The sequence below is a fragment of the Thermodesulfovibrio hydrogeniphilus genome, assembly GCF_054657355.1.
In genome coordinates this window covers 1,162,463-1,176,806 of sequence record NZ_BAAHYW010000001.1, presented here as the reverse complement: position 1 = coordinate 1,176,806, position 14,344 = coordinate 1,162,463, and the positions used below count along the sequence as shown (strand labels likewise).

At 36.2% G+C, this 14,344-nt stretch carries 14 protein-coding genes and 2 pseudogenes; 8 read left to right on the top strand and 8 right to left on the bottom strand.

Going from position 1 to position 14,344, the window contains the following annotated elements:
• Positions 1-37: 37 nt before the first annotated feature.
• The 7 genes from rfaE2 (at position 38) to ACYQ3P_RS05860 (ending at position 4,550) form a co-directional block, all read left to right on the top strand.
• The gene (gene rfaE2 / locus ACYQ3P_RS05890; RefSeq protein ID WP_460177012.1) at positions 38-1,039 is read left to right on the top strand and encodes a D-glycero-beta-D-manno-heptose 1-phosphate adenylyltransferase; all 1,002 of its coding nucleotides are present in this window, start codon (positions 38-40) and stop codon (positions 1,037-1,039) included.
• Positions 1,020-1,556 carry a CDP-diacylglycerol--glycerol-3-phosphate 3-phosphatidyltransferase gene (gene pgsA / locus ACYQ3P_RS05885; RefSeq protein ID WP_460177011.1) on the top strand — a complete coding sequence of 179 codons (537 nt, stop codon included), beginning with the start codon at positions 1,020-1,022 and terminating at the stop codon, positions 1,554-1,556. Before rfaE2 ends, pgsA begins: the two co-directional genes overlap by 20 nt.
• A complete protein-coding gene (gene plsY, locus ACYQ3P_RS05880) occupies positions 1,553-2,158 on the top strand; it encodes a glycerol-3-phosphate 1-O-acyltransferase PlsY (RefSeq protein WP_460177010.1) in 606 nt (201 codons plus the stop codon). The genes pgsA and plsY overlap by 4 nt, the downstream gene beginning before the upstream one ends.
• On the top strand, positions 2,155-2,829 hold the full coding sequence (gene queC / locus ACYQ3P_RS05875) for a 7-cyano-7-deazaguanine synthase QueC (RefSeq protein WP_460177009.1): 675 nt from the start codon (positions 2,155-2,157) through the stop codon (positions 2,827-2,829). The genes plsY and queC overlap by 4 nt, the downstream gene beginning before the upstream one ends.
• Positions 2,826-3,530 carry a lysophospholipid acyltransferase family protein gene (locus ACYQ3P_RS05870; protein ID WP_460177008.1) on the top strand — a complete coding sequence of 235 codons (705 nt, stop codon included), beginning with the start codon at positions 2,826-2,828 and terminating at the stop codon, positions 3,528-3,530. The genes queC and ACYQ3P_RS05870 overlap by 4 nt, the downstream gene beginning before the upstream one ends.
• A 194-nt stretch (positions 3,531-3,724) precedes the next feature.
• The gene (locus ACYQ3P_RS05865; RefSeq protein ID WP_460177007.1) at positions 3,725-4,060 is read left to right on the top strand and encodes a hypothetical protein; all 336 of its coding nucleotides are present in this window, start codon (positions 3,725-3,727) and stop codon (positions 4,058-4,060) included.
• Positions 4,044-4,550 (top strand): hypothetical protein, encoded by a 507-nt coding sequence (locus ACYQ3P_RS05860; protein WP_460177006.1) that lies wholly within the window; start codon positions 4,044-4,046, stop codon positions 4,548-4,550. The genes ACYQ3P_RS05865 and ACYQ3P_RS05860 overlap by 17 nt, the downstream gene beginning before the upstream one ends.
• A gap of 40 nt (positions 4,551-4,590) precedes the next feature.
• Here ACYQ3P_RS05860 and ACYQ3P_RS05855 read toward each other — a convergent pair.
• Positions 4,591-5,518: pseudogene (locus tag ACYQ3P_RS05855) on the bottom strand (IS256 family transposase); the annotation flags it as partial.
• Between the two features lie 230 nt (positions 5,519-5,748).
• Here ACYQ3P_RS05855 and ACYQ3P_RS05850 point away from each other — a divergent pair.
• Positions 5,749-6,027, top strand: a pseudogene (locus ACYQ3P_RS05850) (transposase); the annotation flags it as partial.
• 314 nt (positions 6,028-6,341) lie between these two features.
• Here ACYQ3P_RS05850 and ACYQ3P_RS05845 read toward each other — a convergent pair.
• From ACYQ3P_RS05845 to rlmN, 7 genes are all read right to left on the bottom strand, one after another.
• On the bottom strand, positions 6,342-7,361 hold the full coding sequence (locus ACYQ3P_RS05845; RefSeq protein WP_460177005.1) for a deoxyguanosinetriphosphate triphosphohydrolase: 1,020 nt from the start codon (positions 7,359-7,361) through the stop codon (positions 6,342-6,344).
• A complete protein-coding gene (gene selA, locus ACYQ3P_RS05840; protein ID WP_460177004.1) occupies positions 7,358-8,770 on the bottom strand; it encodes an L-seryl-tRNA(Sec) selenium transferase in 1,413 nt (470 codons plus the stop codon). Before selA ends, ACYQ3P_RS05845 begins: the two co-directional genes overlap by 4 nt.
• A 2-nt stretch (positions 8,771-8,772) precedes the next feature.
• Positions 8,773-11,397, bottom strand: coding sequence for an alanine--tRNA ligase (gene alaS, locus ACYQ3P_RS05835; protein ID WP_460177003.1), 2,625 nt, complete (start codon positions 11,395-11,397; stop codon positions 8,773-8,775).
• 3 nt (positions 11,398-11,400) lie between these two features.
• The gene (locus ACYQ3P_RS05830; protein ID WP_460177002.1) at positions 11,401-11,736 is read right to left on the bottom strand and encodes a hypothetical protein; all 336 of its coding nucleotides are present in this window, start codon (positions 11,734-11,736) and stop codon (positions 11,401-11,403) included.
• A 12-nt stretch (positions 11,737-11,748) separates the two neighbouring features.
• Positions 11,749-12,192, bottom strand: coding sequence for a regulatory protein RecX (locus ACYQ3P_RS05825; RefSeq protein ID WP_460177001.1), 444 nt, complete (start codon positions 12,190-12,192; stop codon positions 11,749-11,751).
• Positions 12,176-13,201: a recombinase RecA gene (gene recA / locus ACYQ3P_RS05820; protein ID WP_460177000.1), complete on the bottom strand. Its 1,026-nt coding sequence runs from the start codon at positions 13,199-13,201 to the stop codon at positions 12,176-12,178. The genes ACYQ3P_RS05825 and recA overlap by 17 nt, the downstream gene beginning before the upstream one ends.
• 121 nt (positions 13,202-13,322) lie before the next feature.
• Positions 13,323-14,342, bottom strand: a complete 1,020-nt coding sequence (gene rlmN, locus ACYQ3P_RS05815) for a dual-specificity RNA methyltransferase RlmN (RefSeq protein WP_460176999.1) — start codon at positions 14,340-14,342, stop codon at positions 13,323-13,325.
• Positions 14,343-14,344: the final 2 nt, after the last annotated feature.

The following is a 14,344-nucleotide window of genomic DNA, read 5'->3' as shown; positions in this document are numbered from 1 at the left end:
GTGTCAGAATTTAATTTTTTATCAATGGATGGTAAGCGTGAATAGAAAAATTTTAGGCAAAAAAGAGCTTAAAGGAAAATTAGAAAAACTTAAAAATCAAGGGAAAAAGATAGTTTTTACCAATGGATGTTTTGACATTATTCATTCTGGACATGTGAAATATCTTAAAGAAGCGAAAAAATTAGGTGATATCCTTGTGATTGGGCTAAATTCTGACAGCTCTGTAAGAAAAATAAAACCCTTAAGACCAATTAATTCTCAAAAGGACAGAGCTGAGGTTTTATCATCCCTTGAAATGGTTGATTTCATTACTATATTTGACGAGGAAACTCCTTACAACCTAATAAAACTGCTCCAACCTGATATTCTTGTTAAAGGAGGAGACTGGAAGGTTGAAGATATTGTTGGAGCAGATTTAGTTAAAGAGGTGTACAGCCTTCCATATGTTGAGGGAAAATCAACTACTGGAATAATAGAAAAGATTCTTGAAAGATACACGAAGGAGGAACCCAATAAGAATATAATTCAAAAAGCAAAAAAAATAAAGCTTTTAATTCTTGATGTGGACGGAGTGCTTACCTCAGGAGACATAATACTTGATAATCAGGAAAACGAATTTAAAGTTTTCAATGTCAGAGACGGACATGGAATTGTAATGTTAAATAAGGCAGGAGTTAAAATAGCTGTGATAACAGGAAGAAGCTCTAATGCTCTATCAAGAAGAATGAAAGAACTCGGAATCTCTGAAGTTCATCAGGGAACGAGGGAAAAGCTAAAAATTTTTAATGAAATCGTTACAAAGTATTCGCTTAACAAAGAAGAAATTGCTGCAATGGGAGATGACATAATTGACCTTTCCATTCTCAAAAGAGTTGGTTTTTCAGCTTGTCCGCAGGATGCCCATGAGGAAGTGAAAAGAAAAGTTGACTATGTTACAGAAAAGAAAGCTGGAGAAGGCGCTGTCAGAGAATTGTGTGATATAATTTTAAAAGCAAAGGGGCTGTGGAATAAATTTATAGATGAATATACGAACCTTTAATCTGCCAACATCTCTAACAATAATCAGGATACTCATTATACCTCTTTTTATTCTTGAAGCACCATTTAATCCACAGGTAGGTGCTTTTTTGTTTTTTATTGCCTCTTTAACCGACTTCCTTGATGGATATCTGGCAAGAAAATTCAAGCAAATTACAAAACTTGGCATTATTTTAGACCCAATTGCAGACAAGCTTCTTGTTATAACAGCCCTTATAATTCTTGTTGACATTGGAAGGGTTGCAGCATGGATAGCTACTGTTATTATTCTTAGAGAATTTATAATCACAACTATGAGATTTTATGCTCTATCACGAGGAATAGTCATTCCCGCTGAAACAGCTGGGAAAATAAAAACAGTGCTTCAGATGCTATCAATTCTGTTTTTGCTGATAGCAGATGAAATTTTTGGGATAGACTTGTTTGATATTGGAACAATCTTGCTTTATATCGCAACTGCTTTAGCTGTTTATTCGGGAATACAATATATCATGAACTTCTGGAGAAATTTAAAATGATGATACTGCTATGCATTTTATCCTTTATCTTTGGCGCAATTCCATGGGGATATATTATTGGAAAATCAAAGGGCATTGATTTAAGAAAAGTTGGAAGTGGCAATATAGGTGCAACAAATGTTCTAAGGGTTATTGGAAAAAAGGAAGCTTTGATTACTCTTCTATTAGATATTTCCAAAGGCTTTATTCCTGTAATAATTGCTAGAATGATATTAAATCAGTCACCAATAAACAGCTATGAAATATTTATGATAGGCTTAGTAGGAATTTTCGCAATATTGGGTCATTGTTTTTCTCCTTTCCTCAAGTTCAAAGGCGGAAAAGGTGTAGCAACATCAATTGGCGTCCTATTTGCCTATATTCCAATTGTAGGATTTTTTACGGTAATAATATGGATTTTAACATTTAAAATTTCAAAGATTTCCTCTCTTGGAGCATTGGTATCATTTGCTTTACTTCCTCTGAATGTTTATTTTTTCAGCTATCAAGATGAGGTGTTAATAGTCGCATTTTTGATAACAACGATTATTTATATAAAGCACATACCAAACATTAAAAGATTGCTTCAGGGAAAGGAACTAAAGATAGGTGAAAACAAATGAAAAAGGCAGTAATTCTTCTTAGCGGAGGAATTGATTCATCAACAACCCTTGCAGTTGCAAAAGCTGATGGATATGAATGCTATGCTATCTCCTTTGACTACAGTCAAAGGCATAAAATAGAGCTTATAAGTGCCGAAAAAGTTGCAAAACATCTCGGAATAAAGGAGCATTTGATAGTCTCCTTTGACTTAAGAAAAATTGGCGGCTCTGCCCTTACATCTGACATAGCTGTTCCAAAGGGAGAAGCACATGGAATTCCCTTGACATATGTTCCAGCGAGAAATACAATATTCCTCAGCTTTGCCCTCTCTTGGGCTGAAGTTTTGGAATGTCCGAATATTTTTATTGGAGCAAACATTGTTGACTACTCAGGTTATCCAGATTGCAGACCTGAGTATCTTCAGGCTTTTGAAAATATGGCAAATCTTGCAACAAAGGTGGCTGTTGAAGGTAAACTAAAATTCAAAATACATGCACCACTTCTTTACATGACAAAGGCAGAAATAATTAAAAAAGGCTTTGAGCTTGGATTGGACTATTCTCTCACATGGAGTTGTTATGACCCGCAAGGAGACCCTGAAAATCCTGTGCCCTGCCTCAAATGTCCAAGTTGCATTTACAGATTAAAAGGCTTTGAAGAAGCCGGTTTAAAAGACCCATTGGTAAAATGATTAGCTTAAAAGTCTATTCAAGGATAATAAAGAAAATTATTCTCAGCAGCATAAAGGCAAAAAAAGGGCAATACACCTATGAAGAACTTATTCTTGACGGAATGAAAATACTTGATATGTTTAGAGATGTTGGATGCAAAGTTACAATAAAGGGAATAGAAAACTTAAAAAATAGCAAGCCTCCATTTGTATTTGTTGCAAATCATATGAGCACTCTTGAAACATTTGTATTGCCTGCAGTAATTGGAATGAAAAGCAGAGTTACTTTTGTAGTAAAAAAATCTCTTCTTGAATATCCCTTTTTTGGCAGTATTCTTTCTGAATTAAATCCAATTCCTGTAACAAGAAAAAATCCGAAGGAAGATTACAAAGTTGTTATAGAAGAAGGAGTTAAAAGGCTTACAGAAAACATCTCTGTTATTGTTTTTCCACAGGCAACAAGACAGATTGATTTTGATCATAATAAATTCAACACACTCGGAATAAAGCTTGCAAAAAAAGCACAGGTTCCTGTTGTGCCAATTGCTCTGAGAACAGATGCATGGGGAGTAGGCAAAATCTTTAAAGACTTTGGAAAAATTGATGCAACAAAACCTATATGCTTTTTCATAGGAAACCCTATTGAAATAAAATCAAAGGGCATTGAAGAACATATGGAAGTTATAAATTTCATTTCCCATTCTCTAAAAAAATGCACATGATTAATCTATAGTTAAACCCAACTTCATCAATTTTCAGCCTTTAAAGATGTCAAAAGCTTTATAATTCAATAAGTTATATCTTTTTTCATTCAATTTTGTAGTCTAACCTAATTTCATTATTTTTGCTTATTTATTCCCTTAAATATTGACTTTTTTGTCTAATTTTTGTATGCTAAATAAAAAAGGAGGTAACTATGTTCGTAAAAGAATCTTGGTCAACAAAAAAAGGTAAAAAATACAAAACCTACGAAATATCTAAAGCTTACAGAGACAAAAAAACTAAAAAGGTTAGGCATGAAAAAATTGCCAATATCACTCACTTAGGTGAGCCTCTTATTTCCAAAATAAGGCAACTGCTTAAGTCACCTGAGAAAAAGGTTGTAGTGGACAAAGACAAGTTTTTTGAGGATGCAACTTCAGTAGGGCATATACTGTTACTGTTAGGATTTATGATGAAGATAGGGTTTCTGGGATGGTTAAGGCATTTTCCAAAGAAGGTAAAGAGATTTGCTTTTGGCAGTAGTGCTTAACAGGATAATAGAGCCAAGGAGTAAGTATGCATCAGTGGGATGGATACGAAGAAGTGGTTTTATGGAACTGTTTGATTTAAGGGAAGAGGATATGCATGTAAATGAGATATACAGGGCAATGGACAAGTTGTATGAGAAGATGGATAATGTGTTAGATGATTTTTATAAGACGGGAGCACAAGGGACAAAGTTGTTGCTTTATGATATTACCTCAGTATACTTTGAGGGTCAAGGACCTCTGGGGCTTGCAAGATATGGATACTCAAGGGATGGGAAGCCCGATAAAAAGCAAGTATTGTTGTGTTTATGTTTGAACGAGAATAAATTTCCAGTGCATTTTGATGTTATAGAGACAGTTGTCAAGAATTTTGTGTCTCATGCGCAAATCTCATCTGAAACATTTGTTGAAGTTCATACAATACCCCACGAGATACAGCCATCGGTTTGCTCCATCTGCCTTTTCTTATTTTATCTACTATCACATATATAGCCACTGATGCAGTTTTCTCAGATTGAAAATATCCTCCAGAGTTTACCCTTAAGACTTCCAGCCTGCTATTTATATTCTCTACCGCATTCGTTGTATATATGTGCTTTCTTATCTCTTCTGGATATTTCTTGTAACAAAAATAATTCTCCTTCTTGCTATTTAGCATCTTTATATAGGCAGGATATTTCTTTTCAAATCTCTTTAGCACATCTTCAAATTCCCTGACAGTATCCTCATAATCGCCTATGTGTTTTATTCTGTTAATCTCTTCACTAAACTGCCTTGCATCAGCCTTTGACATATTTTTGTAAATATTTCTTTGCATATGAACAAGGCAAAGTTGATGGTCAGTTTGAGGAAATAAGGTCTTTACAGCCTCACTAAGCCCTGGAAAATCATCAGAGACAATTATCATTACTCTCCTCAATCCCCTGCTAATCAGATTGTTAAATATCTTGAGCCAATCTCCTTTGTTTTCTGAGCCAATAAAAACATAATACCCATACAAATCTTTCTTCATCTGCATATATATCCCTAAAACCGTATAGATGACTGCTTTACGAATTCTTCTGCTTTCATCCTTCATCTCTGTATGATATGCATCACAAAATAGGGCAAAACAATCAGAAGGCAGTTCTCGGCTTACTAATTCTTTTGCTTTACTGTATAACTCCTCTTTTAACTCCTCTATTTGCTCAGGAGAATATGGAAGATTCATGCTTTTCTGGAAGACTTTTGATTTTTGATGGAGAGTAACTCTGCAGAATCAGATTTAGGATGAAATCCTCAAAATCTTTGTCAAATCTTTTCCAATGAGGTGGTAGCACTGCGGAGCGAAATCTTCCCTGTCTGTCTCTTGGCACTGACAAATTTAAATTTCCAAACATACATCCGAGCTGTCTTTGATAAAACCCATTTGATTTGTTGTCAGAGTCTGCCTCTACAAAAAAATCTCTTTCTTTCTTCATCAATAAATTAAAAAGCATCTCAGCTAAAACTTTAATGCTTTCCTGAGGTGGCATCTCTGCAATTTCTTTAATAAAATTTTCAAGCCCAAACTGCCTTATCACTTCCCATTCCTCCTTTTTTAAGGTTATTCCATAAATTGTTTTTTTTTGTGCTATTATTCTTTTTAGTTCCCATTTTCCTCTAATCCAAAAAATATCTGCACAATAGACACAATTTTATTATAACCTCCTATGAATCGGGCAAGAGTGTAAAGAAAAAGGGGAGGATACAGAAGAAGGGGAGTGCATATATAAGGAAGATATTGTATATGGCAGCGATGTCAGCGATGAGATATAATAAGGCATGCAAAGCATTGTATGAGAGGATGATACAAAGGGGCAAGAGCAAGATGCAGGCATTGATAGCAGTAGCCCATAAACTAATAAGGCAGGTATATGGAGTTTTAAAAAGTGGGATACCATACAATGAAGAAATTGCAATGAATGGAAAAAAATACTTGACAAATTAACACGGAACATTGCGAGCGAAGCGACAGGTGGCTGTGTCATAACCCCTTTTTTGTCAGATTTTTCTCCTCAAGGCTTTTCAAAACACATTGAAAATTCTACAAAATTTTTGCACAAAGCAGACTGATTTAAGAGAATTGGGAGATTGCGACACAGCCACGACAGGCAGGCGTGGCAATCTCATAAAAAGACTGGATTGCTTTAGGACTAAGGTATCTCGCTATCTCCATATATCTAACATACATGACAAAAAAAAAAGAGGCTCGCAGTAACGATGAAATTTGTTCAGAGTCTCCCAGTGATGGAAAAGCTTTAATCACGGTATAACCCAGCTCTTTGGAATGAAAATTTGCTCAAAGGTATGCATGGCATATCTGTCAGTCATTCCAGCAATAAAGTCGCAAATTTTTCTATGAAGTTTTTTTTCTTCAAGACTCTCTGCTCCGATTAGATGCGGATTTACAAGGTAATAATTATAAAGATTTTCAAGCACCCTTTTTGCTTTTTCTATTTCCCTTACAACAAGCTCATTGTGATAAACTCTTTCAAACATAAACTCTCTAAACATGTAAAGATATTGTTCCATCTCCTCTGACATACAAATTTTCTCATAATCCCTATTGATTGTGCTAAAAATTACATTCCTTACCATTGTATCTATTCTCTTTGAGTGTCTATCTCCAAAGACTTTAATTATTTCCTTGGGGATGTCATTTTTCTTTAAAATCCCTGCCCTTAAAGCATCATCAAGGTCATGATTGAGATAGGCTATTATATCTGCAACCCTTACAATTTGTCCCTCAAGCGTTGCGGGTTCATCACTGAATATTTTACCTCTGCCCTTTGAATGTTTGAGAATTCCATTCCTTACTTCAAAAGTAAGATTAAGTCCTTTCCCATTTTTCTCTAATACATCAACAACCCGAAGACTTTGCCTATGATGTTCAAATCCACCCGGATGCAACTGCCTCAATATTGCTTCTCCTGCGTGACCAAATGGAGTATGTCCTAAATCATGACCCAGAGCAATAGCTTCAACAAGGTCCTCATTAAGCCTTAAAGCTCTTGCAATAGTCCTTGCAATCTGGGATACTTCAAGCACATGGGTAAGTCTGGTTCTGTAATGGTCACCTTGCGGTGAGATAAAGACTTGTGTTTTATGCTTTAGTCTTCTAAAGGCTTTGCTGTGAATAATTCTGTCTCTGTCCCTTTGAAAAGGCGTTCTTACATCATCCTCCTCTTCCGATTTAATTCTTCCACGAGTTTGAGAACTTAATTTTGCCTTTGGATGCAAAATTTTTCTTTCTATTTCCTGATATTGCTCTCTCAGATTCATAAGGAGGTCATTACAGATTTTACTGCCCTTACAAGTAAAGATATTTCGTGATCTTGAACAGTTCTTGTATCAAAAATTACAAAATCATCCTTTATTCTTGCAATAACAGGAGGCTCTGTTTCCCTAAGTTTTTTTGTAAAATCTTGCGGAATAATTTTTGGTTTTATTGCAACAACATAAGTCTTAATACCAAATTCTGGCAGTGAGCCTCCACCGGGCATTGAGACATCTTCTTTTATTTCTGCAAAAACTCCTTGTTTCTTTAGAATTCTTGCTATCTTCATAGCACGCTTTTTTATAAATTCAACAGGCTCTGTTATCATCCTTAATGTAGGAATTTTTTTCAATGCAGTTTCCTCATCAAGATAAAGCCTTAGAGTTGCTTCAATGGCTGCTAGTGTCATTTTGTCAACCCTTAAAGCTCGCATTAGAGGATTCTTTGATATTTTCTCAACGAGCTCTTCTTTTCCTATTATAAAGCCTGCTTGGGCTGAACCAAGAAGTTTATCACCGCTAAAAGTAACCAAATCTGCACCCTCTTTTAATACTTCCTGCACAGTTTGCTCTTCTAATCCGTATTTTTTCATATCAATGAAACATCCGCTTCCAAGATCAACCATTACAGGTATTCCCCTTTGTCTTCCAAGTTCAACAAGCTCATTGATAGAAACCTCTTCTGTAAAGCCAATAATTCTAAAGTTTGAGCGATGCACTTTCAAAAGAAGGGATGTGTTTTCATTTATTGCATTTTTATAATCATTTATCTTTGTCTTATTTGTTGTGCCAACTTCTTTAAGAATAGCACCTGAATGTGCCATTACATCAGGAATTCTGAATGAACCACCGATTTCAACAAGTTCTCCTCTTGAGACTATTACTTCCTTTCCTTTTGCAAGGGTATTAAGAGAAAGAAAAACAGCACCTGCATTGTTGTTAACTACTACAGCAGACTCAACATTTAATAATCTTTTTATTGCATCTATAACATGAGTGTATCTTTTTCCCCTTTGTCCCTTTTCTAAATCATACTCAAGATTTGAATAGGATGTTGCAACTTCAACTACATGTCTGACTGCTTCTTCTGGCAGAATTGCCCTTCCAAGATTTGTATGAATCACAACACCTGTTGCGTTTATTACAGGGATAAGCGAGTATCTCTGCTTTTTCTTTAAAGCATTTTTTACTCTATCAATAATACTCTGCTCGTCTATCTCTATTGTTGCACCCCGCAAGATTTCATTCCTTAATTTTTCAATTACTTCCTTGACACTTTCCTTGACAACTGCATGGGAATGATTATCTGATAGATTATGAATCTCAGGATGCTTTAAAATTTTGTCAACAGATGGAAGGAGTCTTAAATAATGTTGAATGTTAGATGTTGAATTTTTATTTTCTGTCTCACTCATGATTAATAGTTTGCAAGCTCCGTGTAGAATAATTCTATCGTTTTGTCAATGGCTTCTCCATCTGGACAGCCTCCTTGAGCCATGTCTGGTTTGCCACCACCCTTTCCACCAATCTTTGCGGCAATGTTTTTGAGAATCTTTCCAGCATCGTATTTATTCTGGGCATCCTTTGTTACTGATAAAATGAGTATTCCTTGTCCATCTTTTTTTGATGCAAGCAAAATAACTGCAGGATGAAGCCTTTCTTTGATTTTGTCTGAAAGGGTTCTTAAACTCTTTGCATCTACTCCTTCAAGTTTCAACGCAAGTGCTTTTACTCCATTTATCTCCCTTGCCTGCTTTATAAATTCATCTATGTTTTGGGTAATCAGCTTATTCTTCAATGCCTCTATCTCTTGCTGCTTTTCTTTAAGTTCATTAATTAGCCTTTCAACTGCACGCACAGGCTCTGATGATTTAAGCATAGCAGAGATGGTTTTTAGTTGCTCCCTGTCTGCATTTGCATATTTCCAAGCCTCAAGCCCTGTAAAAGCCTCTATTCTTCTTATTCCAGAAGCCACAGAGCCTTCTGAAAAGATGTAAAAACTTCCAATCTCTCCTGTGCTCTGGCAGTGAGTTCCTCCGCAAAGTTCCTTACTAAATCCTAAAACCTTAACAACTCTTACAACATCTTCGTATTTGTCTTCAAAGAGAGCAATAACACCTTCCTTTAAAGCCTCATCAAGAGCTTTAATCTCTATTGTGACTGGAAGGTTTTCAAGGATTTTTTCGTTTACAATCTGCTCTATCTCTATGAGTTGTTCATCACTTACTGCTTCAAAATGGGTAAAATCAAATCTTAGCCTGTCAGGTGCAACAAGGCTTCCAGCCTGCTTGACATGGTCTCCCAAAACTGTTCTTAAAGCACTGTGAAGAAGATGGGTTGCTGTGTGATTTCTCTTTATTGCGTTTCTTCTTTCTATATCAATCCTTGCGAATACTTCATCGTCCTCTTTAATGCCTCCCTCAAGAACTTTTACTTTATGACAGTGAAGTCCCAAAATCTTCTTTGTATCCAAAACTTCTGCTTTACCTTTCGGAGAAACTATTATGCCTGTGTCTCCAACCTGTCCACCTGACTCAGCATAGAAAGGCGTTTCTTTTAGAAAGACTTCACCTTCCTCGTTTGTGCCGAGCTCTTTGACCCTTTTTCCATCCTTTATTAAAGCAGATACCTTTGTAGAAACTTCGTATTCTGAATAGCCTACAAATTTAAACTCGTCAGATTTAAGGCTTAAGTCTTTATAAGCATCAAGCAATGCTACTTCCTCAACCTTCTGGGATGCCCTTGCCCTTTGTCTTTGTTTGTTAAGTTCCTCATGAAACCCGTCTTCATCTATAAGCAACTCTGAGTCCTGAGCCATTTCCCGTATGAGGTCAAAGGGAAGTCCGAATGTGTCATAAAGCTTAAATACCTTTTCACCTGAGATAACATTTGACCCAGAGGCTTTGAGTTCTTCAATTATTTCGTTAAATACATTCTCAGCTTTTTCAAGGCTTTTGATAAATCTCTCTTCCTCAACCTGTAAGACCTTTTCAATCCTTTGCTTTTCCGTGACTATCTCAGGATATACATCTCCGAGCTTAAAAACAACAGGCTCAACAAATTTATAAAAAACAGGCTTATCATAGCCTAAAAGCCTGATGTGTCTTCCTGCTCTTCTTATAATTCTTCTCAACACATAGCCTCTGCCTTCATTAGAAGGGATTAGTCCTTCTGCAATTAGAAAAGTCGCAGCTCTAATGTGGTCTGCAATAACCTTTATTGAAATATCAGCTTTTCTTTCCTTGCCATAGCTGACATTTAAGGCATTGCAGATTTCAGAAATTATTGGCTCAAAGAGGTCTGTATCAAAATTCGTTTTTTTGCCCTGCTTCACTGCAGTAATTCTTTCAAGTCCCATTCCTGTATCAATACTTGGCTTTGGAAGGGGATGAAGATTTCCTTGCTCATCTCTGTTGTACTGCATGAACACTAAATTCCAAAGCTCAAGGTATCTGTCACAATCGCATCCAACTGAGCAGTCTGGTTTTCCACATCCAAAGTCTTCACCTTGATCAATGATTATCTCTGAGCAAGGTCCACATGGTCCTGTATCTCCCATCTGCCAGAAGTTATCTTTCTCTCCAAGCCTGACAATTCGGTCAGAAGGAATACCAACTTCCTTCTCCCAAATCTGAGCTGCTTCATCGTCATCTCTATAAATTGAGACATAGAGTTTTTCCTTCGGAAGTTTGAAATACTCAGTTAAAAGTTCCCATGCAAAAAGTATGGCATCCTGTTTGAAATAATCGCCAAAGGAGAAGTTCCCAAGCATTTCAAAGAATGTATGATGCCTTGCAGTAAAACCGACATTCTCAAGGTCGCTGTGCTTGCCACCAGCTCTCATGCATTTTTGACAGGTTGTAGCCCTTGTGTAAGGTCTTTTTTCCTCTCCCAAGAAAACCCTCTTAAATTGAACCATTCCTGCATTTGTAAAAAGCAGGCTTGGGTCATTTTTGGGAATGAGAGGTGAGCTTTTTACTAATTCGTGTCCCTTTGAGATAAAGTAGTCCAGAAAGAGCTTTCTTATTTCAGAACTTTGCATAAATTATTCCTCACCCACTATTCTTTGTTCATTGCTTATTATGTAGGTAAGTTTTCCATCAACAAATATAAGCCTTGATTTTAAAAGTCCCAAAGAAGATGAATAAACCCATTCCTCCCTCTGTTTTCCCTTTTCAGGAGTAAGGATTCTTATGGAAGAAGGAGGTCCCCATGCAAATCTCACCTGCTCTTTTGTCATTCCAAGAGCTATTTCTCCTTTAGCAATTCTTTCCTGAATATCTGGAGGATAGTGTTTAATCTCATCATAAGTATATCTCACACCTTGAGAAGCACAGCCAAAAACAAAAACCGCAGTTAATAAAAAAATCAATGCTCTCATGCAAAACCTCCTTTAGTTAAAATTTTCATTAAGACATTTATTTATCGTATCCCAAGAAAAACCTCTTCTTAAAAGAAAGCCTGTAATTTTTGCCCTTTTTTTGTCAGGTGTAACATCTTTAAAAAGATGATGCTTTCTTTGAAGAAGCCGTTTAGCTATTGAAAACTCGTCAATATTGGGAAGTTTTTCAAGCTTTTCCTTATCAATTCCTTTCCGAATGAAATAAATTCTCAATCCCATTTCTCCCAAAAGCCTGTCTTCAGCGATTTTTTCAGCCCTTTGAATAAATTTTTCATCATCTACAAAGCCCTTTTGTTTAAGATATTCAATCGTATCCTTTATATCCTTCTCTCCAAACCCTTTTCTTTGAAGCTTTTCTCTTAATTCAGCCTCTGTCCTGTCTCTTAAACTTAAAAGCCTTAATGCAATCTTTAGTGCATCATTTTGTTTTTTCACCTTCAGAAGCCTTTGCTGCTCTTAGTCCGTAAGTTTCTAAAACCTTTGCGTATATTTCATTAAAAATCTCTGGATGAGTTTTTAAATATTCCTTTGCATTTTCTCTTCCCTGAGCAAACCTTGAGCCCTGATAATTATACCATGCACCTGATTTTTCTATAATTCCCTTTTCAACTGCGAGGTCAAGAACTTCACCTGTTTTTGAAATACCCTCATTGAAATATATATCAAACTCAGCTTGCCTAAAAGGTGGCGCTACTTTGTTTTTTACTATCTTTACCTTTACTCTTGAACCTGTTATATCCTGTCCCTCTTTTAGAGTATCTGCCTTTCTTATATCAAGCCTCATGGATGCGTAAAACTTAAGGGCTGTTCCTCCCGGCGTGGTTTCAGGATTGCCAAACATTACGCCAATTTTTTGTCTAATCTGGTTTATGAAAATGACAACTGTATTTGACTTTGATATAGCTGCTGTAAGTTTACGCAATGCCTGACTCATAAGTCTTGCCTGCAATCCGGGCAAAGAGTCTCCCATTTCTCCTTCAATTTCTGCCTTTGGAACCAATGCTGCAACAGAGTCAATAACAATTATATCAACAGCACCGCTTCTGACAAGAGTTTCTGTAACCTCTAAAGCCTGCTCTCCTGTATCTGGTTGGCTTACGAGAAGGTCTTCAATGTTAACTCCAAGCTTTGCTGCATAATTTACATCAAGAGCGTGCTCTGCATCTATAAATGCTGCAACTCCGCCCATTTTCTGTGCCTCTGCTATTGCATGAAGGGCGAGGGTAGTTTTTCCCGATGACTCTGGACCAAAAATCTCTATTACTCTTCCTCTTGGATATCCTCCAACACCTGTTGCTATATCAAGTGAAAGAGAACCTGTAGGAATAACAGATATACCCTCTGCTTGAGTCTTTGTTCCAAGTCGCATAATAGCGCCTTTGCCAAAATTTCTTTCAATCTGAGATATTGCTATCTCCAAAGCCTTTAACTTATCCTTATCCATAAATCACCTCTTAAAAATAAATGCCCTCCGGCAAAAGATATTTGCTTTATTATAAAAGTTTCAAAAATTTTTTGTAAAATGCAATGGAAATGAGCCACTTAAGCCATAAAACAGCGTTTAATTAATCATATAAAGCCTTAAGTTGTCCACAGGCAGCCAGAATGTCACTACCTTTGCTTTTTCTTATAAAAACAGAGTAACCCTTTGAAATAAGAATGTTCTGAAATCTCAAAATCTCTTCTTCCTCAGGTTTTTCAAGCTCGCATCCTTTCCACGGATTAAAGGGAATAAGATTTATTTTGCTTGGTATACCTTTTAGGAGTTTGGCAAGTTTAAAAGCATCTTCTTCAGTGGTGTTTACATTTTTTATCATTACATACTCAAAGGTTATTCTCTGTCCCGGCTTAAGAGGGTATTTTTTTAAAGCTTCTATTAACTCAGAAAGAGGATATTTTTTGTTTATTGGCATCAGAAAGCTTCTTTTTTCATCATCAGGAGCATTTAGCGAGACTGCGAGCTTAACAGGTAACTGTGTAACAATTGATTTTAGGTTTGGAATTATTCCTGCTGTTGAAACAGTAATTCTTCTTGGTGAAAATTTTATGAAGTTTTTAAATCTCCAAATTGCCTCAATAACATTTTCAAGATTTAGGAAAGGTTCTCCCATGCCCATAAATACAATGTTTGTAATTTGTCTGCCTTCATCCTTCAAAAGTTTACTTACCTGTATGAACTGGTCAACAATCTCCCATGCCATCAAGTTTCTTTTAAATCCAATTTTCCCGGTAAGACAAAATCTGCACTTAAGAGGACAACCAACTTGAGAGGAAATACACAAAGTGAGCCTTTCTTTGTCAGGAATTAAAACAGACTCTATGGTATGTCCGTCTTCAAGTTGCCAGAGGAACTTTTGCGTTCCATCAGAGGATATCATTCTTTCTATCAGTTTAAGATTGCCAATGTAGTAATTTTTTGCAAGAGTTTCTCTTAATTTTTTTGAAAATTCTGTTATCTCATCAATATCTGATGCATATTTTTCGTAAATCCATCGGATTAGCTGTTTAGCCCTGTAAGAAGGGAGTGAATTTTCTTGAATTATCTCTTGAATTTGCTTTTCGTTGAGAGATTTTAAGTTGTTCATGC